The sequence below is a fragment of the Microbacterium sp. OVT16B genome (assembly GCF_019969705.1).
GTDB lineage: Bacteria > Actinomycetota > Actinomycetes > Actinomycetales > Microbacteriaceae > Microbacterium > Microbacterium natoriense.
In genome coordinates this window covers 1115755-1140318 of record NZ_JAHXZA010000001.1, presented here as the reverse complement: position 1 = coordinate 1140318, position 24564 = coordinate 1115755, and the positions used below count along the sequence as shown (strand labels likewise).

The window sequence follows — 24564 nt, the reverse complement described above, 5'->3', positions numbered from 1 at the left end:
GGCGGTATTCAGGGAACTCCCCTACGATCAAGCGTATGCCCCAACAGAATCGCACGGTGAAGAGCGTGCTCGGCGGCCTTCTCGGGCTCGTCGGACTCAGCGTCGTAGCCGGCCTCCTCGTCACGGCCAGCGCCACCCCCGTCCTCGCAATGACGGGCATCACCGGTTCCAAGGCCCTCACCCTCTTCGAGGAGCTCCCCGAGAACCTCAAGGTCAACGCCCCCATGGAGCAGTCGACCATCTACGCCAAGGGCACCGACGGCAACCCGGTCGCGCTCGCGTCGTTCTACGACCAGAACCGCATCCCGGTCTCGTACGACCAGGTCGCTCCGGTGATGTACGACGCCATGCTCGCCAGTGAGGACAAGAACTTCTACTCCCACGGCGGAGTGAACCTCGGAGCGACCATCAAGGCCGCCTTCGGAAACGTCACCGGCTCGACTGATCGCGGCGCGTCGACGATCACTCAGCAGTACGTGAAGAACGTGCAGATCCAGGAGTGCGAGCAGAAGGTCGACACCGCTGCGAAGGACTACGACGACCAGATCAACCAGTGCTGGCTGAACTACGCGGTCGCCACGGGCAGCGACGGAATCGAGCGCAAGCTGCGCGAGATGCGCTACGCCCTCCAGATCGAGAAGGACTACTCGAAGAACGACATCCTGCTCGGCTACCTGAACATCTCCAGCTTCGGCGGCCGCGTCTACGGCATCGAGGCCGCCGCGAACCGCTACTTCTCGACGACCGCGGCGAACCTGACCATCGCCCAGGCCGCCACCATCGCCGGAATGGTGCAGGCTCCCAACACCTATCGCATCGACCTCCCCGGAGGCACCTACACCACCAAGGACGGCGTCGCGCACAACAGCGCGGAAGACGGCTACAAGGACACCCTGACCCGTCGCAACTACGTGCTCGAGCGCATGCTCATCGATGGGAAGATCACGCAGGCGCAGCACGACGAGGCCAAGGCCACGCCGATCACCCCTGTGCTCCACGACGCCACGCAGGGATGCGCCACGGCTGGCGACAACGCGTACTTCTGCCAGTACGTGAAGTCGGTCGTCGAGAGCGACAAGGCCTTCGGGGACTCCCCCGAGGACCGTCGCGCCAACCTGCGCCGCGGTGGACTGCAGATCTACACGACACTCGATCTGAGCGTGCAGAACCCGGCGATCGAGGCCGTGAAGTCGCGCGTCCCTCAGTCGATGCCCGGCATCCTCGTGGGCGGAACCGGCGTATCGATCGAGACGAGCACCGGCCGTATCATCGCCATGGCCCAGAACACTGCGTTCAACGAGTCGGCGACGGCCAACCTCGCCGCCGGCGAGTCCTCTCAGGTCTTCGCAGCAGACCGTGCGCACGGTGGCAGCACCTACGGATTCGAGACCGGATCGACGTACAAGCTCTTCACCCTGCTCGACTGGCTCAACAAGGGCCACTCCGTGAACCAGGTGCTGGACGGCCGCTTGAAGACCTTCACGCCCTTCACGGCGTGCGGAGACAAGATCACGAACAACACGAAGATCAACAACTTCGGCAACGGCGGCGGCTCGGTCAGCAGTGTGGCCCGCTTCACCGCCCAGTCGCTCAACACCGGATTCCTCGCCATGGCGCAGCAGCTCGACCTGTGCGACATCAACGAGGTCGCCAAGAGCCTCGGAGTCCACTACGGCAACGGCGACGACATCACGGTCGGCGGCACCGACGTCAACCAGGCCCCCAACTCTCCCTTCGCATCGGTGCTCGGCTCCAAGAGCGTCGCCCCCCTGCAGATGGCCGGCGCATACGCGGCGGTCGCCAACAACGGCATCTTCTGCGAGCCCAAGGCCATCGACAGGGTGGTGGGTCAGGACGGCCAGGACAAGGCGATCCCCGAGACCAAGTGCACGCAGGTGCTCACTCCCGAAGTGGCTGCGACCGCAGCATTCGCTCTCGCCGGCGTCATGAACGGCGGAACCGGTGGCAACGCGAGGCCGAATGACGGCATCCCCGTGATCGGAAAGACCGGTACGGCCGAGAAGTCGCACACCATGCTCGCGGAGTCGAGCACGAAGGTCGCGACGGTCGTCTGGGTCGGAAACATCGACGGCCGCGAGACGCTCAACAACTTCCGGGCCAACGGCACGCGACTCGGTGACATCCGCTACGGGATGGCGAAGGCCATCCAGACCGCGGCCAACGCGGTGTACGGAGGCGACGCCTTCCCGAAGCCCGACACCAAGCTCACCCGTCAGGTGCAGAGCGACGTCCCGAACGTCGTGGGCAAGTCGATCGAGGAGGCCACGGCGATCCTCGATGAGGCAGGGTTCACCGCGACGGTCAGCTCTCCCGTCGACAGCGATCTGCCTGCGAACGTCGTCGCCGCTCAGAGCCCTTCGGGCCAGGCCGCGACGGGCACCACCATCACGCTCTCCCCGAGCAACGGGCAGGGCGCGACCGTGCCTGCTGCGGTGATCGGGCAGTCGAGATCGGATGCGCAGAACACACTGTTCGGCGCAGGTTTCAGCGCCGTGGCGTTCGACAACACCTGCAACCCGCCCAACGCGAAGGTGACGAGCACCAACCCCGCAGCGGGCACCGCGGCGAACAAGAGCGCGACGATCCAGGTCTCGTGCCAGTGACGTCATCTCGCACGGTCCACCCGGCCCTCATCGCGCTCGGCGCGGTGGGGGCCGCTGGCGCTGCCGCCGCGGTCTGGGGCATCGGCATCGAGCGCTACCTCTTCACGGTGCGGGAGGCGACGGCATCCGCGCTCGCTCCGGGCTCCGCTCCGCTGCGCGTGCTGCACATCTCCGATGCGCACATGGCGCCCTGGCAGCACCGCAAGCAGGACTGGCTGGCGTCCCTCGCCCAGTTGAAGCCCGACCTCATCGTGAACACGGGCGACAATCTCGGGCACCGGGACGGACTCGATGGCATCCGCCGTGCGTTCGAGCCGTTCGCGGGCATCCCCGGCGTCTTCGTGCACGGGTCGAACGACGTGACGGAACCCTCTCCGCGCAATCCGTTCCGCTACTTCATGGGCCCCTCGAAGAAGCACCAGAAGTCGCCGCTGCTCGACACCGCGGCGATGGACCGCTTCTTCACCGACGAGCTCGGCTGGACCGACCTGAACAACGCCGCCGCACGCCTGACCGTCGCCGGTGAGACCGTCGACCTCTTCGGCGTGAGCGACGCGCACCGCGACTGGGACCGCCTCGATGTGCTCCCCGACGCGATCGGCGCCCTCGGCCCGAGGGATGCCGGAACTTCGGTTCTCGGTGTGACCCACGCGCCCTACCAGCGCGTGCTCAACGGCTTCACCGACCTCGGCGCCGATGCGATCTTCGGCGGACACACGCACGGCGGTCAGGTGTGCCTCCCCGGCTTCGGCGCGCTGGTCGCGAACTGCGACATCCCGCTGAAGCAGGCGAAGGGCCTGAGCACGTGGACGCACGACCACCGCACCGTGCCGCTGAACGTCAGCGCCGGCTGCGGCCACTCGATCTACGCCCCCGTGCGCTTCGCGTGCCGTCCTGAGGCGACGCTGCTGACGCTGACGGCTCGTCAAGGCGCGTGAACGCAGGGCATGTCACGATCCACCCCGTCGATTCGATCGCCCCGATTCGCCGTTTCCGCTCCTTCTCTTGTAGACTCGGAGGGTTGCAAAACGGGGTGTGGCGCAGCTTGGTAGCGCGCTTCGTTCGGGACGAAGAGGTCGCAGGTTCAAATCCTGTCACCCCGACCAGTAACACCGGAAGGCCGCCCTCAGGGGCGGCCTTCTCTGTACGGCACACACGCGAGGGGGAACGCACGTGAGTACACGACGGCGCCGCATCGCGCGCATCACGACCCTCGTGATCGGCATCCCCTTCCTCGCCCTCATCGGGTTCCTTGCGCTCACTCCCCGCCGTGTGGAGCAGTCGATCCCGAACGTGCTCGACCTGGTCCTCGGCGCCGTCCACCGGCTGGGCTGGACCTCGCTCGACTTCACGACCCTCGAGGTCGCAGCCAACGTCCTGGTGTTCATCCCCGTGGGGATCGTCGCCTACGTGTTCCTCCCCCGCCGCGCGCGCTGGCTCGCGCTCGCCGTCGGCCCCGCAGCATCCATCGCCATCGAGCTCACACAGCTCCTCGCCCTGCCGAACCGCGACCCGTCGATCAACGACGTCATCGCGAACTCGATCGGCGCCACGATCGGCGTCGCGCTCTGCCTGCTGAGCAGCTGGGCGTTCCCGTCACGCGTCTCCGCGCGCCCGTCTACCCTGGAAGCATCATGACCTCGCCTGCCCTCGTCGCCTTCGACCTCGATGACACGCTCGCACCGTCGAAGGGCGCCATCAGCCCTCGCATCGCCGACCTCCTTCTCGCGCTGCTGCGCCGCGTCGACGTCGCCATCATCTCCGGCGGCAACGAGGAGCAGTTCCGCAGCCAGGTGATCGCACAGCTGGTCGATGCGGATGCCGCCGACCTTGCGCGCCTGCACCTGCTGCCCACGTGCGGCACCCGCTACCTGCGCTACGACGGCACCGGCTTCGCCGCCGCCTACGCGCACGACCTCACCGACGACGAGAAGTCCGCCGCGCTGACGGCGCTGCGCGAGGAGGCCGAACGGCTGAACCTGTGGGAGCCGGAGCCGTGGGGCGAGATCCTGGAGGACCGCGGCTCGCAGATCACCTTCTCCGCCCTCGGGCAGAAGGCTCCGAGCGACGCCAAGCACGACTGGGACCCCAGCGGCGCGAAGCGCCTCGCCCTGCGCGACGCCGTGGCCGCCCGCCTGCCCGGACTCGAGGTGCGCGCCGGCGGCTCGACCTCGATCGACATCACCCGCGCAGGCATCGACAAAGCCTACGGGATGCTGCAGCTCGTCGAGCACACCGGCATCCCCCTGTCCGCCATGCTCTTCTACGGCGACCGTCTCGACGAGGGCGGCAACGACTACCCCGTGCTGGCCCTCGGCGTGCCGTCCGTGGCCGTCGACGGCTGGGAGGACACGGCCGACAAGCTCGACGCGCTGCTGCCGACGCTCTGAGGACGAGCGTCGGCAACAGCGCGTGTCATCTCGGCCGGTCGCTCGACGACCGGTGACGGTCAGCGAGCGTTCACCTCGACGGCCGCGCGGGAGACGGGGACCAGGCGGGTGAACTGCGTGACGTGCGCGGGCTCCAGCTCCGCGAGCGACGAGACGCCGAGCAGCCGCATGGTCCGCTCGATCTCGCTGCGCAGAATCGCGATCGTGCGATCGACACCGGCGCGACCGCCCGCCATCAGACCGTAGAGGTAGGCGCGCCCGATGAGCGTGAAGTCGGCCCCCAGCGCCACGGAAGCCACGATGTCGGCGCCGTTCATGATGCCGGTGTCGATCATGACCGTGAAGTCGTCGCCCACGGCCTCGCGCACCGACGGCAGCAGGTGGAACGGGATCGGCGCGCGATCGAGCTGGCGACCGCCGTGGTTCGAGAGCACGATGCCGTCGACGCCCGCATCCTTCAGCCGCACGGAGTCCTCGACGTTCTGCACGCCCTTGATGACGATCCGGCCGGGCCACAGGTCGCGGATCACGGCGAGGTCTTCGTAGCTGATCGTCGGGTCCATCGCCGCGTCCAGCAGCTCGCCGACGGTGCCGCCCGTGGTGCTGAGCGAGGCGAACTCGAGCTTGGGGGTAGTGAGGAAGTCGTACCACCACCACGGACGCGGAATCGCGTTGACGATGGTGCCGAGGGTCAGCTGCGGCGGAATGCTGAAGCCGTTGCGCTTGTCACGCAGACGAGCGCCCGCGACAGGGGTGTCGACCGTGAAGTGCAGGGTGTCGAAGCCGGCTGCCGCGGCCCGGCGCGTGAGCTCGTAGGAGATCTCGCGGTCGCGCATCACGTACAACTGGAACCAGTTGCGCCCGTGCGGATTCGCCGCCATGACGCCCTCGATCGACGTCGTGCCGAGGGTCGACAGCGTGAACGGGATGCCCGCCGCGGCAGCCGCACCCGCGCCCGCGATCTCGCCCTCGGTCTGCATCAGACGCGTGAACCCGGTCGGCGCGATGCCGAAGGGAAGCGCCGAGGGGCCGCCGAGGATGTCGACGGACGTGTCGACGTCGGGTGCGGGACGAAGGATGCCGGGGTGGAACTCGACGTCCTGGAAAGCCTGGCGCGCGCGGGAGAGCGACAGCTCCCCCTCCGCCGCGCCGTCCGTGTAGTCGAAGGCGGCCTTGGGTGTGCGTCGCTTCGCGATCGTGCGCAGATCGTCGATGGTGAGCGCGGCGTCGAGCCGCCGTTTCTTCCCGTTCAGCTCGGGTTTCTTGAACTTCATCAGTTCGAGCAGTTCCACGGGGTTGGGGATCTGGCGCTGGACCATGGTGCTCCTTCGGTCGGGGGCCTCAGCGGCCCAGAACGTGTTCGTAGTAGCCGGTGATGTGCGCGTGCACCAGGGCGCGGGCGGCATCCGCCTCTCCCCCGTCGATCGCTTTCACGATCGCGCGGTGCTCGGCGCGCAGCCGGTCGGCCATCGCGCTCCACTCGCCGATGGATGCCGACCCCTCCAGCACGTACGACTCGATCGACGTGCGGAGTCCGGCCATCATGGCGGCGATCACGGAGTTCCCGCTCGCCTCGGCGAGGGCGAGGTGCAGCTGTGCGTCGAGGGCGAGGAACTCCTCGGCGGTGAGGCCGTCGGCATCCATCGCCTCGAGCACGCGGTGCGCGGCCTCCGTGTCACGGTCGGGCGCAGCGGCGAGTGCCGTGACGACCGCAGCCTCCAGCACGAGTCGCGTCTGCACGACATCGTCGATCGGAAAGCCGTGGGCGGCCACCTGCAGCCTCAGCAGCGTCGACAGTCCGCCGGACGGCGTGGCGATGACGATCGCCCCGGACTGAGGCCCGGAGCCCGTCGCCGTGCGGATCAGCCCCATGACCTCCAGCACCCGCAGCGCTTCGCGGACGCTGGATCGGCCGACGCCGAGATCTGCGGAGAGATCCCGCTCCGACGCGAGGCGGTCGCCGGGGCCGAGTCGACCGTCGAGGAGGCCGCGCTCGATGTGCTCCAGCACGAGGCGCCAGGCGCGCGGCTGCTCCGGCATCCGTCCTCCCGAGGTCGAGTGTGTGGTCTGACCACAGTATCCCGTGTGGTCAGACCACGCAAGCGACGTTCATAACTCCTCAAAGAACGCGCGAATCGTACGCTGTCGCCCCGTCGGGCGCAGGAGTGCTGCCGTCTATGAGGAGTTATGAACGCGAAGACGAGATCACGCGAGGACGGCGCCACCGAGGCGCACGATGCGGAACAGGGCAGAGCAGAGCGGGCGTCAGCCCAGGCATACACCCCGACAGCCCGGCATAGGCCCGCGTCGGCCCGGCATACGCCCGGGTCAGACGGCGTGGGCCTCGGTCAGCCCAGGCGTCCGCCGGACTCCTGGAGGTAGCAGGCGCCGCACAGCGACTCGTACGTCGTGACCTCGGGCGCGATCGCACCCTCGGCGCCCTCGTCGATCGCGACCTGATCGCCGTCGAACACGAAACGGCCGCCGACGACGCGGCCGTTGAACACCGCCTTGCGTCCGCAGCGGCAAATCGTCTTGAGCTCCTCCAGCGAGTGCGAGATCGCCAGCAGACGAGCAGAGCCGGGGAAGGCGTGCGTGAGGAAGTCGTTGCGGATGCCGTAGGCGATCACCGGGATGCCGTCTTCGATCGCGATCCGGAACAGGTCGTCGATCTGCGCCGGCGTGAGGAACTGCGCCTCATCGACCAGGAGGCAGGCGATGTCCCTGTCGCGGTTGTGCGCGGCGAACAGGGCGCGGGCATCGTCGTCGGCGCCGACGAGGAAGTCGACCTCACGCGTCATGCCGAGGCGACTGGAGATCTCGGAGGCGCCCTTGGTGTCGATCGCCGGCTTCGCGAGCAGCACGTGCTGGCCGCGCTCCTCGTAGTTGTACGCGGCCTGGAGCAGCGAGGTGGACTTGCCCGAGTTCATCGCGCCGTAGCGGAAGTAGAGCTTCGCCACGATGCGATTACGCGTTGATGCCGAGGACCTCGGCGGTCGCCGCCGTGGACCTCTCGGCAGCGGCGGCATCCTCGTTCAGCTTCTCGCCGAACGTCGGGATGAGGGCACGCAGCTCCGGCTCCCAGCTCGGGTACTCCTCGGGGAAGCACTTCTTGAGCAGGTCGAGCATGATCGGCACGGCCGTGGACGCGCCGGGCGAAGCGCCGAGCAGACCCGCGATCGAGCCGTCCGCCGCGGAGACGACCTCGGTGCCGAACTGCAGGATCCCGCCCTTCTTGGCGTCCTTCTTCATCACCTGAGCGCGCTGACCGGCATCGATGAGGGTCCAGTCCTCGTCCTTCGCCGTCGGCATGAAGGTGCGGAGGCTCTCGACCTTCTTGCGGTGGTTCTTCAGCAGCTCACTCACCAGATATGTGATCAGGTCGGGATTCGCGAAGGCGACCCGCAGCATCGGCCAGAGGTTGTGCGTGCGCACCTGGGTGACGATGTCGAGCATCGAGCCCTGCTTGAGGAACTTGGGGCTGAAGGTCGCGAACGGGCCGAACATCAGGGAGGCCTCGCCGTCGACGACACGCGTGTCGAGGTGCGGCACGGACATCGGCGGAGCGCCGACGGATGCCTGCGAATACACCTTCGCCTGGTGCTGCGCGACGATCTTCGGGTTGGAGGTCTTGAGGAACTGGCCGCCGATCGGGAAGACGCCGTAGCCCTTGATCTCGGGGATGCCGGAGCGCTGCAGCAGCTTGAGAGCCCAGCCGCCGGCGCCGACGAAGACGAAGCGCGCCTTGATCTGGTTCGGGGTATGGCCGAGGGTGTTGCGGTAGCCGAGCAGCCAGCCGCCGTCCTTCTGCTTCTTCAGGCTCTTGACCTCGTGGTTGAGACGCAGGTCGACGCCCGAGGCGGTGAGGTGATCGAAGAGCTGGTGGGTGAGCGCGCCGAAGTCGACGTCGGTGCCTGCGGGCACACGGGTCGCCGCGAACGGCTCGCCCTTGCGGCGCTGCTGCATGAGCAGGGGCGCCCACTTGTTGATGACCCGGGAGTCCTCGCTGTACTCGATGCCGTCGAACAGCGGCTGCTTCTTGAGGACCTCGTACCGGTCCTTCAGGTACGCCACGTCCTTCTCGCCACGCACGAACGTCATGTGCGGGGTCGCGTTGATGAACGTCTTCGGCGCGTCCAGGACGCCCTTCTCGACGAGGGACGACCAGAACTGGCGGCTCTGCTGGAACTGCTCGTTGATCGAGACGGCCTTGGCCGGGTCGAGCGGCTGACCGGGCGTCTGCGGCATGTAGTTCAGCTCGCAGAGCGCCGCGTGACCGGTGCCGGCGTTGTTCCAGGGGTTGGACGACTCCTGCGCCACATCGGAGAGTCGCTCGAAGGCGACGATCTTCCAATCCGGCTGCAGCTGGTGCAGCAGGGTACCCAGGGTGGCGCTCATGATGCCACCACCGATCAAGACGACATCGACGGTTTCGGTCACCAGAACAGTCTAGTTCGCGGGCACGACCCGGCTGACCACACGGACCGGCCGGTCAGACCGGATCCGCATGGCCAGGATGCTCTCGGGCTATGACGCCGCGACGCTCAGTCGCTCGGCCAGGACCTCGGCGATCTGCACCGCGTTCAGCGCCGCGCCCTTGCGGAGGTTGTCGTTGCTGATGAACAGCACGAGGCCCTTGCCCTCGGGCGCCGACTGGTCGGCGCGGATACGGCCGACGAAGCTCGGGTCCTTGCCCGCCGCGTACAGCGGAGTGGGGACCTCTTCGAGCACGACGCCGGGCGCCGCTGCGAGGACCTCGGTCGCGCGCGCAGGGGTGATGTCCCGCGCGAACTCGACGTGGATGGAGAGCGAGTGCCCGGTGAACACGGGGACGCGCACGCAGGTTCCCGCGACGCGGAGGTCGGGGAGCTCGAGGATCTTGCGGCTCTCGTTGCGGAGCTTCTTCTCCTCGTCGGTCTCGTTGTCGCCGTCGTCGACGAGGCTGCCGGCGAACGGGATGACGTCGAAGGCGATGGGCGCCACGTACTTCTCCGGCTGCGGGAAGTCGACCGCGGAGCCGTCGTGCACGAGACGGAGGGTGTCGCCCTGGGCGAGCACGCCCTCGACCTGGCCGAGCAGCTCCTGCGCTCCGGCGAGACCGGATCCGGACACCGCCTGGTAGGTCGAGACGATGAGGCGCTCGAGACCTGCCTCGGCATCCAGCACCTTCAGCACCGGCATCGCGGCCATCGTGGTGCAGTTCGGGTTCGCGATGATGCCCTTGGGGCGCTCGTCGATCGCGTGCGGGTTGACCTCGCTCACCACGAGGGGCACCTCGGGGTCGTTGCGCCAGGCGCTGGAGTTGTCGACGACCACGGCGCCGGCCTCGGCGAAGCGCGGGGCGTAGGCGCGGCTGGCGGTCGCGCCGGCCGAGAAGAGTGCGATGTCGATGCCCGCGGCATCCGCGGTCTCCACGTCTTCGACGATGACCGTCGCTCCGCCGAACTCGATCGCCGTGCCCGCCGATCGCGACGACGAGAACAGGCGCAGCTCGCGAATCGGGAAGGACCTCTCGGCGAGAATCTCGCGCATCACGGTGCCCACCTGGCCGGTGGCGCCCACGATGGCGACGGAGAGTCCTGAGTCGGAGATGCGGGTCATGATGTTCCTTGGCGTCGTACGTACTGCGTGCGAAGCGCGAGGCGCAGCGTCGGGATGCGGATGCCGCGCCTGGCGCCGATGTCAGGGTTTCCGCGAGTCTACCGCGGCGGGGAACTCGCCCAGGTCGTCGTGGCGGTTTTCACACCGTCGATGTCAGGATGCCGACGGCCCGGCGATTGCGTGCGAGCGAGCGGCGTCTCAGCGACCGGTGCCGGCGTGGACCGTGGCCTCGGCATCGCCGTCGAGCCCGTAGGCCGTGTGCACGGTGCGCGCCGCCTCGGCGAGGTCGGTGTCGCGCAGCACGACCGAGATGCGGATCTCGGAGGTCGAGATCATCTCGATGTTGATGCCGCCGGCCGACAGCGCCTCGAAGAGCGTCGCCGAGACACCGGAGTGCGTGCGCATGCCCGCCCCGACGACTGAGAGCTTGCCGATCTGGTCGTCGTGGATGAGGTTCTGGAAGCCGACCTCGGTCTGGTCGCCCGCCAGGGCCTTGAGCGCCGCGGCGGCATCCGCCTTGGGCACGGTGAAGGAGATGTCGGTGCGCCCGGTCGCGGACACGTTCTGGACGATCATGTCGACGTTCGCGCCCGACTTGGCGACGATCTTGAAGATCTCGGCCGCCTTGCCGGGAACGTCCGGCACGCCGGCGACGGTGATCTTTGCCTGGCTGAAGTCGGTGGCGACTCCGGCGACGATCGGCTCTTCCATGTCTGCTCCCTCGGATTCGCGGGGGTTCTTCATGCCCTCGCCCAGAACGTACGTGCCCTCGGACGACGAGAACGTCGAACGGGCGTGGATCAGGACGCCGTGGCGGCGTGCGTACTCGACGGCGCGGATGTAGAGCACCTTGGCGCCGTTCGCGGCGAGCTCGAGCATCTCCTCGCTGGTGATGTGGTCGAGCTTCTGAGCCTTCGGGATGACGCGGGGGTCGGCGGTGAAGATGCCGTCCACGTCGCTGTAGATCTCGCACACGTCGGCGTCGAGCGCCGCCGCGAGGGCGACGGCCGTGGTGTCGGAGCCGCCGCGGCCGAGAGTGGTGATGTCACGGGTGTCGCGGTTGAAGCCCTGGAAGCCGGCGACGATCACGATCGCCCCCTCATCGAGAGCCTCGCGCAGCCGCACGGGGGTGACGTCGACGATGCGGGCGGCGCCGTGCTGCGAGTCGGTGATCATGCCCGCCTGGCTGCCGGTGAACGACCGCGCCTCGAAGCCCATCGAGTGGATGGCCATGGCCAGCAGCGCCATCGAGATGCGCTCACCGCTGGACAGCAGCATGTCGAGCTCGCGGGGCGCAGGGATCGGCGCGACCTCGTTGGCGAGATCGAGCAGCTCGTCGGTGGTGTCGCCCATCGCACTGACGGCGACGACCACGTCGTGCCCCGCGCGACGCGTGTCGACGATGCGCTTGGCGACGCGCTTGATGCTCTCTGCGTCGGCGACAGAGGAGCCGCCGTACTTCTGCACGATGAGGGCCACGTTCACTCCCTGGGATGTCGGGCGGATCCGCCCACGCCCATTCTACGGAGACCCCGTATGCGCCGACGCGCATGTGACGGGGCCGGGCTCGGGGCGTCCGTGATCACGGGGCCGTCAGGGCGCGGGCGGCAGCGGCGCGGGAGCGGATGCCGCGGGGCGGAGTCGGCCGCCCGTGCCGGCGAACCAGCATCCGGCGATGATCAGCGGGAAGCCGATCACGAGTCCGAGCGTCAGCGGCTCGGAGAGGACGATGGCGCCCAGGATGATCGCCACGACCGGATTGACGTAGGTGAACAGCGGAGCGCGCACCGGGCCGACCTCGCGGATCAGGGCGAAGAAGGCGAGGAACGCCACCGCGGTGCAGATGACGGCGAGGGCGATCAGCGCTCCGATCGACGGGAGGGTCGGCATCCGGTGCTGGGTGAGCAGAGCGATCGGCAGGTACAGGATGCCGATCATCAGAAGAGAGAGGGTGATGGTGCCGATCGACGGCACATCGCCGAGCTTGCGCGCCACGATGAACGGCGCGATCGCGTAGAGCACCGCGACGAGCAGCACTTCGCCGGCCGCCAGCAGACTCACGTGCCCGCCGAACAGACCCGGTCCCGCGACGACGATCGCGACGCCGATGAAGCCGACGACGAGACCGATCGCGCGAGCGGGGCGCAGCACGCCGCGGTCGCCGCCGCCGAGGGCGATCAGGGCCGCGAACAGCGGCACCGTGGCGACGAGCAGCCCGGTCATGCCCGACGGCAGCGTCATCTCGGCATGCCCCAGCAGCAGGAAGGGGCCGGCCATCTCGACGAGACCGAAGGCGAGCACCCACGGCCACATCTTGAGAGCGGCTCTGAGCGCGCCGGAGCGGATCGCGAACGGCAGCAGAAGGAGCGCCGCGATGAGGGTGCGTCCGGCGACGATGGCCGGCGGCGAGATGGACTCGACAGCGACGCTGATGAACAGGTACGGCACGCCCCAGAGGAGGCACATCGCCGCGAAGAGGAGCCATCCCCGGCGGGTGAAGCCGGTGTGGGCGTTCACAGAACGCGCCGGCCCTCGAAGGCGCGTCCGAGGGTGACCTCGTCGGCGTACTCGAGGTCGCCGCCGACCGGGAGTCCGGAGGCCAGTCGCGAGACCGTGATCTGCATCGTGGTGAGGAGACGGCTGAGGTAGCTCGCCGTGGCCTCGCCCTCGAGGTTCGGGTTGGTCGCGAGGATGACCTCCTGGACCCTGCCGTCGGCGAGGCGGGTCATCAGCTGTGCGATGCGCAGGTCGTCGGGGCCGATGCCGGCGATCGGGCTGATCGCTCCGCCGAGCACGTGATACAGCCCCCGGAACTCGCGGGTGCGCTCGATCGCCGCCACGTCCTTCGCGTCTTCGACCACGCAGATCAGCGCCGGGTTGCGGCGGGGGTCGCGGCAGATCGCGCAGCGGTCCTGCTCGGACACGTTGCCGCAGATCTCGCAGAACCGCACCCGCACGCGGATCTCGGTGAGCAGCTCCGCAAGGCGCGCGACGTCGAACGTCGGCGTCTGCAGGATGTGGAACGCGATGCGCTGAGCGGACTTGGGGCCGATGCCCGGAAGCCGCCCGAACTCGTCGATCAGCTCTTGGACGATGCCGTCGTACATCAGGAGAACCTCGTCGGGGGCTCGTAGGGCTCTTCGCGCACGAACGTCGCGCCGAGCACCTGGCGGATCACGGCCTCGCCGTAGCGCTGCACTCCCCCGGCGGGGGTGCGCTCGGTGACGACGGGCGCCGGCGCGGAGCGCCGGGGTTCGGGCGCAGCGGATGCCGCTGTCGGCGCCGATGCGCTCTGCTCGGGGCGCCGCGGCGGAGCGCTCGACATCGCCGGTTCGTAGGCGGGGTCGTAGGGCGGCTCGTCGTCGTAGTACGGCGGCTCATCGGGCAGCGGGGGCCCATCGACGGACATCGGCGATGCCGCGGTCGGCGATGAGGAGACCGACGTCGCGGGCGCGGACGGGGCAGCGGATGCCGTCGATCCCGGCGCGGACGGAGAAGGAGTAGCCGGAGTCGGCGCAGCGTGAACCGACGCCGCGGTCACCGGCACCGGCGCAGCCGACGTCGACGCTGCGGGGATCGGCGTCTCCGCCCCTCCGCCCGAGGCCGCGCCCTGCCCGCCGGCCGACGGGATCGACGCGACGGCCCACTCCGTGACGGGACCGGCGGAATCACTGCGGACCTGCGGACGGGATGACCCCGCTGACGCAGGCTCCGAAGCGGGCGCATCGCCGGACGGAGAAGAGGGCGACGAGGCGGCCGCGGGCTGTCGCGGTGCACCCCCGGCGGGCATGGGGGCCGGGCGGTACTTGACCGTCACACCGAGCTCCTGCTCGATCGCCGTGCGCAGATGGTCGGACGGACCGGAACCCGGAACCGTCCCCTTGAACTTCTGTACGTCGTGCTGACTCGTGAAGCCGAGAGTCAGCACCTCGCTCGCGGTGTCGAACGCGAGCGGCTGCACCGCAGTGGCGAGCAGCCAGGACGTGCGGCTGATGTCTTCGAGACGCTTGAGGACGGCCGACCACGACCCCGAGATGCGCTCGAAGGTGACCGGGCCGGACGGCGCCGGAGCGGATGCCGCGGCGGGAGCCTCAGACGTCGACGGGGAATCCGGCGCCGGCTGAGCGGCCGAGTCCACGGAGATCTCACCGCGCTCTGCCTCGCCCGCTCCGCTCCCTCGCGGGGCGACCACGGGCGCAGACGACGGCTGGACGGCCGGCGTCTGTGCCGCTGGAGCCGCCGGTGCGGGGGCTGCCGGAGCTGATGCGGGGGTCGCAGGAGCCGGAGCAGCGGAAGCAGGGGCGGAGGCTGCAGGAGCGGGAGCCGCGGATGCAGGGGCCGGAGCCGCCGCGGGGCGAGCAGCGGCGGAGACGGGCGCGGGTGCCGCGGCATCCGCACCTCCCCCGGCGAGGACGCGGGCGACCAGGAGCTCGAGATGCAGACGAGGAGAGGTCGCGCCGGACATGTCGTCGAGAGCGGCGCTCACGATGTCGGCGGTGCGCGAGAGACGGGCCGAGCCGAAGGAGGCCGCCTGTTCGCGCATGCGGTCCAGCTCATCGGCGGCGATGCCGCGCAGCACCGCGGAGGCACCCGCGCCGACGGCGGCGATCACGATCAGGTCGCGCAGCCGCTCGAGGAGGTCATCGACGAATCGACGCGGATCCTGCCCGGTCTGCACGACCTTGTCGATCGCCGGGAACGCGGCGGCCGCGTCACCCGCAGCGAGCGCGTCGACGATCTCATCGAGCACGGTCGCGTGCGTGTAGCCGAGAAGAGCCACGGCGCGCTCGTACGCGACGGTCACGGTCTCCGAGCCGGCGGGCGAGTCGGAACCGGCGATCAGCTGATCGAGCAGCGACAGCGTGTCACGGGGCGATCCGCCTCCGGCGCGCACGACGAGCGGAAGGACTCCCTGCTCGACGACGACGCCCTCCTCGGTGCACAGCTTCTCGACGTACTCCAGCATCGCCGCGGGCGGAACGAGCCGGAACGGGTAGTGGTGCGTACGCGAACGGATCGTGCCGAGCACCTTCTCGGGCTCGGTCGTGGCGAAGATGAACTTGACGTGCTCCGGAGGCTCCTCGACGAGCTTGAGCAGGGCGTTGAAGCCCTGCGGCGTCACCATGTGCGCCTCGTCGAGGATGAAGATCTTGTACCGGTCGCGGCTCGGTGCGAACGTCGCACGCTCGCGCAGATCGCGCGCGTCGTCGACGCCGTTGTGGCTCGCCGCGTCGATCTCGACGACATCGAGGGATCCGCCGCCCGCGCGCGACAGCTCGATGCAGCTCGGGCACTTCCCGCAGGGGACGTCGGTCGGGCCCTCGGCGCAGTTCAGACAGCGCGCCAGGATGCGGGCCGAGGTCGTCTTGCCGCAGCCGCGGGGACCGGAGAAGAGATAGGCGTGGCCGACCCTGTCGCCGCGCAGCGCGGTCATCAGCGGATCGGTCACCTGGGACTGCCCGATCATCTCGCCGAACGACTCGGGCCGGTAGCGGCGATAGAGGGCTGTAGTCACCAGACCAGCCTACGGCGTACCGCGGACACTCGGGGCTCCCCCTCGAGGGACTTCGCGCCCCGCCCGGTATCCGCTCAGCCGCGCCCCGGCATCCGCTCATCCCCGAGCCGACGACGACGCCCCACCCTGCCGCCGGCGCCCCACCTGATCGTCGTCAACCAGGTGCGGCGCCGACGAGCAGAGGGGGCGTCGACGGATACGGAGTGCGCGGCTCAGTCGATCGGCTCGATCACCGGGATCGACGTCGTGATGACGGGAACCGACGCCGACAGGCGCGTGCCGTCCTCGCGGCGCGCACCCTCGAACTGACGCAGCGTCGGGCGACCTGCGATGACGGGCCCCTGATCGGCCAGCGCCACGACGACGGCATCCTCCGTCGTGGCGACGAAGGCGGCGCCGCGCACGGTGAACGGCACAGGCTCGCCGGAGCGCACCTCGACCGTCAGCGCGTCCCTGGCCACCGTGACCTGGATCGCAGAGCCCTGCCACTGCAGCGGGTACGAGAGCGACGGCCAGTCGGCCGGGAGCCGCGGGTCGAAGCTGAGCTCGCCCGCGTAGTCGCGCATGCCGCCGAAGCCGCTCACCAGCGCCGTCCACACGCCGCCCGCCGACGCCACGTGCACACCGTCCGCCGCGTTGTGGTGCAGGTCGTGCAGGTCGACGAAGATCGACTGCTCGAAGTACTTCAGCGCGAGGTCCTGGTAGCCGACCTCGGCCGCCAGGATCGACTGCACGACGGCGGACAGCGTCGAGTCGCCCGTCGTCAGCGGGTCGTAGTAGTCGAAGTCGGCGCGCTTCTCCTCCGGCGTGAAGTGGTTGCCCTGCAGGAACAGCGCGAGCACGACATCGGCCTGCTTGAGCACCTGGAACCGGTAGATCACGAGGGGGTGGAAGTGCAGGAGCAGCGGACGCTGGGTCGCCGGAGTGTGCGCGAGGTCCCAGACCTCGCGCTCCAGGAACAGCGAGTCCTGCGGGTGGATGCCGAGGCCCTCGCTGTACGGGATGAACATCGCCTCCCCCGCGCGCTCCCACTCGTCGGCCTCGCCGGCGCCGAGGCCCGTGCGCTCCACGAGGAGGGCGTAGTCCTCCGGGAAGTCAGCGGCGATCTCTCGCACCACCTTCGCGGCGTAGCGCAGGTTGTAGCGCGCCATGACGTTCGTGTAGAGGTTGTCGTTCACGACGGTGGTGTACTCGTCGGGCCCCGTGACGCCGTGGATGTGGAAGGTCTCCCGGCCGTCGGACACCCGCCAGAAGCCGAGCGTCGCCCAGAGCCTGGCGGTCTCGATCGCGATGTCGGCGCCCTCTCGGCGCAGGAACTCCTCGTCTCCGGTGGCGCGCACGTACTTGCCGAGCGCGAAGCTCACGTCGGCGTTGATGTGGTACTGCGCGGTGCCGGCAGCGTAGTAGGCCGAGGCCTCCTCGCCGTTGATCGTGCGCCACGGGAACAGGGCGCCGGCCTCGTTCAGCTGCTCGGCGCGGCGGCGCGCGGCGGGCAGCATCAGAACACGGGCACGCAGTGCGTTGCGTGCCCACTGCGGCGACGTGTAGGTGAGGAACGGGAGCACGTAGATCTCGGTGTCCCAGAAGTAGTGGCCGCTGTAGCCGGACCCGGAGACGCCCTTGGCCGCGACGCCCGTGCCGTCGGCGCGCGCGGACGCCTGGGCGAGCTGGAGGAGGCACCAGCGGGTCGCCTGCTGCAGATCGTCGTGACCGCCGATCTGCACGTCGCTGCGCTCCCAGAAGGCGGCGAGCCATTCGGCCTGACGCTGGAACTGCGCGGCCACGCCCTCGACGACGACGCGGTCGAGCGACCGGCGGCAGCGGTCGACCAGCTCGCGCGGGGGCACTCCACGGGACGTGTGATAGCTGACGAGCTTCGTGACCGTGATCGGCACGCCCGCCTTCGCCTGCACGCGGAACACGTTCTTGGCGATGTCGGACTCGATCAGCGTGCGGGCGCTGTACTCGTTCTCCGTCTCGACGATGTGGTCGGCGACGACGGCCACCGTCATGCCCGACGCCGCGACGCGGTACGACAGCGCGGAGCGCAGGCCGTCCTGCCAGTGCTCGGCGGGCTGCAGCACCCGCTCGGCGATCTTCTCGGCCTTGCGGGGGTCGAAGCCCGCGCCCTGCGCCTCCACAGGGGTGCCGGCGTAGACGCCCGCGCCGTCCTGCCGGTTCAGCAGCTGGCAGCTGATCGTCACGGGGGCGTCGGAGTTCTCCACGACGACCTCGAGCCGGAGGATCGCGAGGTGGCGCTCCTCGAAGCTGACGATGCGCTCGTCGCGCATGCGCACCCGCTTGCCCGACGGGGTCTCCCAGACGACGACCCGCTCCAGCACACCGGTGCGCATGTCGAGCGTGCGGCGGTACTCGCGCACGTCGGCATCGTCGAAGGAGATGGGTTCGTCGTCGACGTAGACGCGCATGACCTTGGCGTCCGGAGCGTTGACGATCGTCTGCCCCACCTCGGCGAAGCCGTACGCCTGCTCTGCGTGACGGATCGGCCAGGTCTCGTGCAGGCCGTTGATGAACGTGCCGTGCTCGTGCGCGCCGCGTCCCTCGATGTGGTTGCCGCGGAGTCCGAGGTAGCCGTTCCCGACGCCGAACAGCGTCTCACCCACCCCGTCTTCTGTGTAGCGCGTCTCGATCAGGCGCCAGGGGTCGACGGGGAAGCGGTCGCGGTCGATCATGCAATCTCCTCGGAGTCGGGTGCGAAAGCGGACAGGTCGTCGACGACGACGGTGGCTCCTGCGGTGCGCAGCGCGTCGGCGCCGGTCCCGCGGTCGACGCCGACCACGGTCGCGAAGCCTGCGGCCGCGGCGGATGCGGCACCGGACGTCGCGTCCTCGACGGCCACGCTGCGGGCAGGGTCGACGCCGAGGGCGACGGCCCCGGCGCGGAACATGTCGGGCGCCGGCTTCGAGGCCAGCCCGTCGTTCTCGGCGACGACGCCGTCGACGACGATGCGGAAGAAGGAGCGGATGCCGGCCGCGGCCAGCACCTCCTCCGCGTTCTTCGAGCTCGACACCACGCCGAGCGGGATGCCTGCGGCGCTCAGCCGCTCGATCAGGGCGAGGGAGCCCGGAAAGGGCGCGATGCCCTCGCTGCGCAGCGACGCGGCGAAGGCGTCGTTCTTGCGGTTGCCGATGCCGCAGATCGTGTCGGCGTCCGGGGTGTCATCGACCGCACCCCACGGGATCTCGACGTTGCGGCTGCGCATCAGGCTGGCGACGCCGTCATAGCGCTTCTTGCCGTCGACGTAGTCGAAGTAGTCGGCATCCGTGTAGGGGGGTTCGATGCTCCATTTCGCGAAGACATCGTCGAACACGACCTTCCATGCGCGCATGTGCACCTCGGCGGTCGGCGTGAGCACGCCGTCGAGGTCGAAGAGCACGCCGTCGGCGGCGAGCAGATCGGGAAGGGCTTCGGGCACAGGAGCCTCCAGGAGAAGGACGAGGGGGTCGGCACCTCTCCGTGCCACTGTGCCAGCGTAGTGCGGAGGGCCGGGTGAGGTAACCCCCGAATACGCCGGTGTCGGACTCGTGGGGCGCGCGGGCGGATGCTCAGAGCATCTCGGCGGTCTGACGCGCGATCTGCAGCTCCTCGTTCGTCGGCACGACGAGCACCGTCACCGGGGAGTCGTCGGTGGAGATGCGCCGGATTCCGCGTTCACGGGCGGTGTTGCGGGCGGGATCGATCTCGACTCCGGCGAATCCGAGCGTCGCCATCGCCTCGGCGCGCACGGGCGCCGCGTTCTCCCCGACTCCCGCGGTGAACGAGATCACGTCGACCCCTCCGAGCTGCGCGATGTAGGCGCCCGCGTAGGCGCGGAGCCGGTGGACGTAGACGTCGAAGGCGAGCGTCGCCGCCTCCTCCCCCGCCTCGCGACCAGCGAGGATGTCGCGCATGTCGCTGCGCCCGGCGAGCCCCGCCAGTCCGCTGCGGGTGTTGAGCAGAGCGTCGAGGGCGTCGATCGTGTACCCGGCCCGGCGCGCGAGATGCACCAGCGCCGCGGGGTCGATGTCTCCCGACCGCGTGCCCATCACGAGCCCCTCGAGCGGGGTGAGCCCCATCGACGTCTCGACGGATCGGCCGCCGTCGATCGCCGTGACGGAGGCCCCGTTGCCGAGGTGGAACACGATCTGGCGGAGCGTCGAGAGGTCGCGCCCGAGGAAGGCCGCGGCGGCCTCGCTGACGTACTGGTGGCTGGTGCCGTGGAAGCCGTAGCGCCGCACCCTGTGCTCGCGGGCGAGCTCCGCATCGATCGCGTACGTGTACGCCGCGGGCGGGAGCGTCTGGTGGAAGGCGGTGTCGAAGACCGCGACGTGCGGCACATCGGGGAACACGGCCTCCGCCGCGAGGATGCCTGCGAGGTTGGCCGGGTTGTGCAGCGGCGCCAGCACCGCGAGCTCCTCGATCTGGCGCTCGACGTCGGCGTCGATCAGCGTGGGGGCGAAGAATCGCGCTCCGCCGTGCACGACGCGGTGACCGACGGCCACGGGCGGATGCTCCTCGAGGGAGGGCCCGTGGGCGGCGAACTGCTCGAGCATGACCGCGAAAGCCGCATCGTGGTCGACGATGTGCTGCTCGCTGCGATAGTCGGCGTCGAGCATCGTGACGACGGCATCCGCTGTCGTGTCCGGTCGGACCGTGTGCCGAACCGGGCTCGACTCCTGGCCGATCCTCTCGATCAGGCCGCTCGCGAGCTCGTGTTCGCCCTCGATGTCGATCAGGCTGTACTTGAGCGACGAGGAGCCGCTGTTGATGACGAGGATCGCGCTCATGCCGCCCCTCCCTGGGCCTGGATCGCCGTGATCGCCACGGTGTTCACGATGTCGTCGACCAGCGCCCCGCGGGAGAGGTCGTTGATCGGCTTGTTCAGCCCCTGCAGCACGGGGCCGATCGCGACCGCTCCCGCCGATCGCTGCACGGCCTTGTAGGTGTTGTTGCCGGTGTTCAGATCGGGGAACACGAACACGGTGGCCCGTCCGGCGACGGCCGAGTCGGGGAGCTTCGCCTTGGCGACGGCGGCGTCGGCCGCGGCGTCATACTGGATCGGACCCTCGACCAGCAGCTCCGGCGCCCGCTCGTGCACGAGGGCCGTGGCCGCGCGGACCTTGTCGACATCGGCTCCTGAACCGGACTCCCCCGTCGAGTACGACAGCATGGCGATCCGCGGCTCGATGCCGAACTGCCGCGCGGTGGCCGCGGAGGAGATCGCGATGTCGGCGAGCTGCTCGCTCGTCGGATCGGGGATGACGGCGCAGTCGCCGTACACGAGCACGCGGTCGGCGAGCGCCATCAGGAACACGCTGGAGACGACCTTCACGCCGGGCTTCGTCTTGATGATCTCGAACGACGGTCGGATCGTGTGCGCGGTGGTGTGCGCGGCGCCGGAGACCATGCCGTCGGCGAGTCCGGTGTGCACCATCATGGTGCCGAAGTACGACACGTCGGTGACCGTGTCGGCGGCCTGCGCGAGCGTGATGCCCTTGTGCGCGCGCAGCCGCGCGTACTCGGCGGCGAAGCGCTCGACGAGCTCGGGGTCGTGCGGGCTGAGCACCTGCGCCGCCGAGATGTCGGCGCCCAGCTCGATCGCCCTCGCGCGCACCGTGGCCTCGTCGCCCAGGATCGTCAGATCCGCCACCTCCCGGGCGAGCAGCGTGGACGCGGCCTGGAGGATGCGGTCGTCGTCGCCCTCGGGCAGGACGATGCGCCGCCGGTCGGCGCGGGCGCGCTCGATGAGGCCGTACTCGAACATCAGCGGCGTGACGACGCGCGACTCGGCCAGGCCCACCTGGGTGGTGAGCTCGGCGACGTCGACGTGCGTCTGGAAGAGGCTGAGCGCCCGGTCATAGCGCGCCCTCGAGTCGGGCGAGATGCGCCCGCGTGCGCCCATCACGCGCACCGCGGTGTCGTAGGTGCCGAGATCGGTCGCGATGATCGGCACCGTCGACGTGAAGCCGTCGAGCAGCCGCACGATCGGCTCCGGCAGCGGGAACGGACCGTTGAGGATGATGCCGGAGACGCGCGGGAAGGTGCCGGACGCGTCGGCGAGGAGGGTGGCGAGCAGCACCTCGGTGCGGTCGGCCGGGATCACGACCACCGATTCCTCCGTGATGCGGGGCAGCACGTTCACCATCGACATGCCGGCGACCACGATGGTGAGGGCCTCGCGGGCGAGACGGTCGGGGTCGCCCTTGATGAGGCGTCCGTCGACGGCGGAGAGGATGCCGCGGATCGACGGCGCGACGAGCGTGCGGTCCTCGGGGATCGCCCACACCGGCGTGCTCCGCGCCGGACGCACGGCCGAGACCGCGTCGGCGACGTCGTCGAGCGCATCGGGGTCGGCGCGGTTCACGATGACCGCGAACAGCTCGGCGCGCTCGGCCTCGAGCTCCGCGAGCGCGAGGGCGGCGATCTGCCCGACGGCGGCGGCCGAGCGGGCCGTGGTGGTGCCGAGCTGCTCCGCCTGGCGCTGACCGTCGCGGCCCGAGAGCACGAGCAGCACGGGAGCGGCGAGGTTCGCCGCGATGCGCGCGTTGTAGCCGAGCTCGGCCGGGCTCGCCACGTCGGTGTAGTCGCTGCCGACGATCACGACGGCGTCGCACTGCGCCTCGACCGCCTTGAAGCGGGAGACGATGGTCGACAGCGCGCGCTCTGGGTCGTCGCGCACGTCGTCGTAGGTGACGCCGACGCAGAGGTCGTAGTCGAGATGGACGCCGTCGTGCGCGAGCATCAGCTCGAGGATCTCATCGCGATCCGCCACCGAGCGGGCGATCGGGCGGAACACGCCCACACGCGGGCTGACGCGCATCAGCGCGTCGAGCACTCCGAGCGCGATCGTCGACTTGCCGGTATGGCCTTCGGCCGAGGTGATGTAGATGCTCTGCGCCACGGGCTCAGCCTAGACGCGCCGCCTGTGCGGCTCCCGCGTCCGGCGCCGTGCATCCGCTCGTGAGGGCGTCGACCACGGCGGTCGCGTCCTCCTGGTACCGCGTGTAGTAGTCGGCATCCGTGTTGACCTGCACGCGGTGGATCGCGTGCGACGCCGGCATCTGCTGCCAGCCCTCGAGCGTCGAGAGCTTGCCGTAGAACAGCGTGGCGGCCGTCGCCGGGTCCATCCGCTGCTCGGCACTGCCCCACCAGTCCTGCTGCTGGAAGAGCCCGATGCTGGTGGTCCTGGTCCCGTCGGGGTTGCGGAATCCCGACGTCTCCCAGTCGCCGTAGTCGATGTTGCGCAGGCTGCTCTCGCCCATGGCGGTCATCACCCCGAGGATCTGCCCGTCGCGTCCGAATCCGAGGGCGGATGCCGTGAGCATGATGGTCGCGGCGTTGTCCAGCTGCTCCCCCTCCCAGCCGGCGATCCCCGCATCGGGGAAGCCGGCGGGCTCCGTCGCGCAGTAGACGGCGGGTTCGTGGGCGAGTCCGAGCGGGATCAGCACGGCCGCGCCGACCACGACGACGATCGCCGCGCTCCACAGCGAGATGCGGCGCAGCATCCGCCTGCGCTGCGACCGGAGCTGGGCGCGGCGGCGCGGGGACGGCCTGCGCCGACGCGGGCGAGCACGGGCGGAGGAGCGGCGGGCCGTCGGCCTGCGCCCTGTGCGCGTCTTCGTCATGTGCGGCGGTCCGGATGCCGTCCGGCGAACGCGGCGAGCGCACCGCCGACGGCCCCGAACAGGTGGCCCTGCCAGGAGACGCCGGCACCCGCGCCGAAGATGCCCGTGAGCATGGTGCCGCCGTAGATCCCGATGACGACGAGCGCGACCACGGCGTAGAGGATGCGGTGCGAGACGCGGCCCGGCGCGAACACCCTGGCGACGAGGTAGCCGAAGTAGCCGAAGACGAGACCGGAGGCGCCGACCGTGAGGGTGCCGGGGGCGTTCACGAGCCAGGTGCCGAGCCCGCCGATGACCGTCGCGAACGCGGTGACCGCCCAGAACCTGCGGGGGCCCTCGATCGCGACGATGCAGCCGAGGACGAGGAAGGGCACCGAGTTGCCGATCAGGTGCGGCCACCCGGAGTGCAGGAGCGGCGCGAGCACGATGCCGCCGAGTCCCGCCGGGTCCCAGGAGCGGATGCCGAAGACGGAGAACGAGCCGGGGAGGATGCTGTCGGCCAGCTGCACGATCCACATCACGGCGAGCAGCGCCACGGGAGAGGCGAATCGACTCAGCGTTCTCGGCTGCTGCTGCTCCACGGTGCTCACCCGTCGATTCTCGCAGGACGTCCTGAGGAGTCGCCGGGCAAAAGAAAAGACCCTCCGCGCACCCAGCAGAGCCCGGTTACCCTTGCTGCGTTTCCGCCCTGGGGGAATTGGCCTGGATGCCGCCGCGCGGAGAGCCGTCGACAAGTCTAGCCGACGAGAGCAGGGCCGATGAACAGGTTCAGGGACCTGCAGAGAGGTTACGATCGGATCACGCGCGCA

The 24564-nt window shown here is 69.6% G+C and carries 19 protein-coding genes, 1 tRNA gene and 1 other RNA gene; 5 read left to right on the top strand and 16 right to left on the bottom strand.

Annotated features, from left to right (window positions below; genetic code table 11):
- The first annotated feature begins 35 nt into the window (after positions 1 to 35).
- The 5 genes from LC438_RS05295 (at position 36) to LC438_RS05275 (ending at position 5014) form a co-directional block, all read left to right on the top strand.
- Positions 36 to 2624 (top strand): transglycosylase domain-containing protein, encoded by a 2589-nt coding sequence (locus tag LC438_RS05295; RefSeq protein ID WP_181155876.1) that lies wholly within the window; start codon positions 36 to 38, stop codon positions 2622 to 2624.
- A complete protein-coding gene (locus LC438_RS05290) occupies positions 2621 to 3562 on the top strand; it encodes a metallophosphoesterase (protein ID WP_105674091.1) in 942 nt (313 codons plus the stop codon). The genes LC438_RS05295 and LC438_RS05290 overlap by 4 nt, the downstream gene beginning before the upstream one ends.
- Positions 3563 to 3653: 91 nt before the next feature.
- Positions 3654 to 3730: transfer RNA gene (locus LC438_RS05285), tRNA-Pro, on the top strand.
- Between the two features lie 67 nt (positions 3731 to 3797).
- Positions 3798 to 4262 (top strand): VanZ family protein, encoded by a 465-nt coding sequence (locus LC438_RS05280; RefSeq protein WP_223586029.1) that lies wholly within the window; start codon positions 3798 to 3800, stop codon positions 4260 to 4262.
- The gene (locus LC438_RS05275) at positions 4259 to 5014 is read left to right on the top strand and encodes an HAD-IIB family hydrolase (RefSeq protein WP_105674095.1); all 756 of its coding nucleotides are present in this window, start codon (positions 4259 to 4261) and stop codon (positions 5012 to 5014) included. Before LC438_RS05280 ends, LC438_RS05275 begins: the two co-directional genes overlap by 4 nt.
- A 59-nt stretch (positions 5015 to 5073) precedes the next feature.
- On the opposite strand, the gene LC438_RS05270 is transcribed toward LC438_RS05275, so the two are convergent.
- The 16 genes from LC438_RS05270 to ffs form a co-directional block, all read right to left on the bottom strand.
- Positions 5074 to 6333, bottom strand: a complete 1260-nt coding sequence (locus tag LC438_RS05270; RefSeq protein ID WP_223586028.1) for an alpha-hydroxy acid oxidase — start codon at positions 6331 to 6333, stop codon at positions 5074 to 5076.
- Positions 6334 to 6355: 22 nt separating this feature from the next.
- Positions 6356 to 7054: a FadR/GntR family transcriptional regulator gene (locus tag LC438_RS05265; RefSeq protein ID WP_105674099.1), complete on the bottom strand. Its 699-nt coding sequence runs from the start codon at positions 7052 to 7054 to the stop codon at positions 6356 to 6358.
- A gap of 308 nt (positions 7055 to 7362) precedes the next feature.
- Positions 7363 to 7974, bottom strand: coding sequence for a thymidine kinase (locus LC438_RS05260; protein WP_105674101.1), 612 nt, complete (start codon positions 7972 to 7974; stop codon positions 7363 to 7365).
- A 7-nt stretch (positions 7975 to 7981) separates the two neighbouring features.
- Entirely contained in the window at positions 7982 to 9454 is a 1473-nt protein-coding gene (locus LC438_RS05255; protein ID WP_105674103.1) for a malate:quinone oxidoreductase, read from the bottom strand.
- Positions 9455 to 9541: 87 nt separating this feature from the next.
- Positions 9542 to 10615, bottom strand: a complete 1074-nt coding sequence (locus LC438_RS05250) for an aspartate-semialdehyde dehydrogenase (RefSeq protein ID WP_105674105.1) — start codon at positions 10613 to 10615, stop codon at positions 9542 to 9544.
- A gap of 198 nt (positions 10616 to 10813) precedes the next feature.
- Complete coding sequence (locus LC438_RS05245; protein ID WP_105674171.1) at positions 10814 to 12094, bottom strand: aspartate kinase; 1281 nt, start codon at positions 12092 to 12094, stop codon at positions 10814 to 10816.
- A gap of 114 nt (positions 12095 to 12208) precedes the next feature.
- Positions 12209 to 13132 (bottom strand): DMT family transporter, encoded by a 924-nt coding sequence (locus LC438_RS18740; protein WP_105674107.1) that lies wholly within the window; start codon positions 13130 to 13132, stop codon positions 12209 to 12211.
- Positions 13129 to 13722: a recombination mediator RecR gene (gene recR, locus LC438_RS05235; protein WP_105674109.1), complete on the bottom strand. Its 594-nt coding sequence runs from the start codon at positions 13720 to 13722 to the stop codon at positions 13129 to 13131. The genes LC438_RS18740 and recR overlap by 4 nt, the downstream gene beginning before the upstream one ends.
- Positions 13722 to 16130, bottom strand: a complete 2409-nt coding sequence (locus LC438_RS05230) for a DNA polymerase III subunit gamma and tau (RefSeq protein ID WP_181155878.1) — start codon at positions 16128 to 16130, stop codon at positions 13722 to 13724. The genes recR and LC438_RS05230 overlap by 1 nt, the downstream gene beginning before the upstream one ends.
- Positions 16131 to 16342: 212 nt before the next feature.
- A complete protein-coding gene (locus tag LC438_RS05225) occupies positions 16343 to 18823 on the bottom strand; it encodes a glycoside hydrolase family 65 protein (RefSeq protein WP_105674112.1) in 2481 nt (826 codons plus the stop codon).
- Positions 18820 to 19614 (bottom strand): beta-phosphoglucomutase family hydrolase, encoded by a 795-nt coding sequence (locus LC438_RS05220; RefSeq protein WP_374197867.1) that lies wholly within the window; start codon positions 19612 to 19614, stop codon positions 18820 to 18822. The genes LC438_RS05225 and LC438_RS05220 overlap by 4 nt, the downstream gene beginning before the upstream one ends.
- 82 nt (positions 19615 to 19696) lie before the next feature.
- On the bottom strand, positions 19697 to 20917 hold the full coding sequence (locus LC438_RS05215) for an acetate/propionate family kinase (RefSeq protein ID WP_105674116.1): 1221 nt from the start codon (positions 20915 to 20917) through the stop codon (positions 19697 to 19699).
- On the bottom strand, positions 20914 to 23031 hold the full coding sequence (pta, locus tag LC438_RS05210) for a phosphate acetyltransferase (RefSeq protein WP_105674118.1): 2118 nt from the start codon (positions 23029 to 23031) through the stop codon (positions 20914 to 20916). Before pta ends, LC438_RS05215 begins: the two co-directional genes overlap by 4 nt.
- A 4-nt stretch (positions 23032 to 23035) precedes the next feature.
- Complete coding sequence (locus tag LC438_RS05205; RefSeq protein WP_181155879.1) at positions 23036 to 23755, bottom strand: hypothetical protein; 720 nt, start codon at positions 23753 to 23755, stop codon at positions 23036 to 23038.
- Positions 23752 to 24345 (bottom strand): rhomboid family intramembrane serine protease, encoded by a 594-nt coding sequence (locus LC438_RS05200; RefSeq protein ID WP_223586027.1) that lies wholly within the window; start codon positions 24343 to 24345, stop codon positions 23752 to 23754. Before LC438_RS05200 ends, LC438_RS05205 begins: the two co-directional genes overlap by 4 nt.
- A gap of 42 nt (positions 24346 to 24387) precedes the next feature.
- Positions 24388 to 24484: signal recognition particle sRNA small type (gene ffs, locus LC438_RS05195), an RNA gene on the bottom strand.
- Positions 24485 to 24564: the final 80 nt, after the last annotated feature.

Bases quoted from the DNA above. Each gene is read 5' to 3' on its own strand.
- LC438_RS05295 (WP_181155876.1), top strand. From the start codon at position 36: ATGCCCCAACAGAATCGCACGGTGAAGAGCGTGCTCGGCGGCCTTCTC.
- LC438_RS05275 (WP_105674095.1), top strand. From the start codon at position 4,259: ATGACCTCGCCTGCCCTCGTCGCCTTCGACCTCGATGACACGCTCGCA.
- LC438_RS05270 (WP_223586028.1), bottom strand. From the start codon at position 6,333: ATGGTCCAGCGCCAGATCCCCAACCCCGTGGAACTGCTCGAACTGATG.
- LC438_RS05265 (WP_105674099.1), bottom strand. From the start codon at position 7,054: ATGCCGGAGCAGCCGCGCGCCTGGCGCCTCGTGCTGGAGCACATCGAG.
- LC438_RS05250 (WP_105674105.1), bottom strand. From the start codon at position 10,615: ATGACCCGCATCTCCGACTCAGGACTCTCCGTCGCCATCGTGGGCGCC.
- recR (WP_105674109.1), bottom strand. From the start codon at position 13,722: ATGTACGACGGCATCGTCCAAGAGCTGATCGACGAGTTCGGGCGGCTT.
- LC438_RS05225 (WP_105674112.1), bottom strand. From the start codon at position 18,823: ATGATCGACCGCGACCGCTTCCCCGTCGACCCCTGGCGCCTGATCGAG.
- LC438_RS05215 (WP_105674116.1), bottom strand. From the start codon at position 20,917: ATGAGCGCGATCCTCGTCATCAACAGCGGCTCCTCGTCGCTCAAGTAC.
- LC438_RS05205 (WP_181155879.1), bottom strand. From the start codon at position 23,755: ATGACGAAGACGCGCACAGGGCGCAGGCCGACGGCCCGCCGCTCCTCC.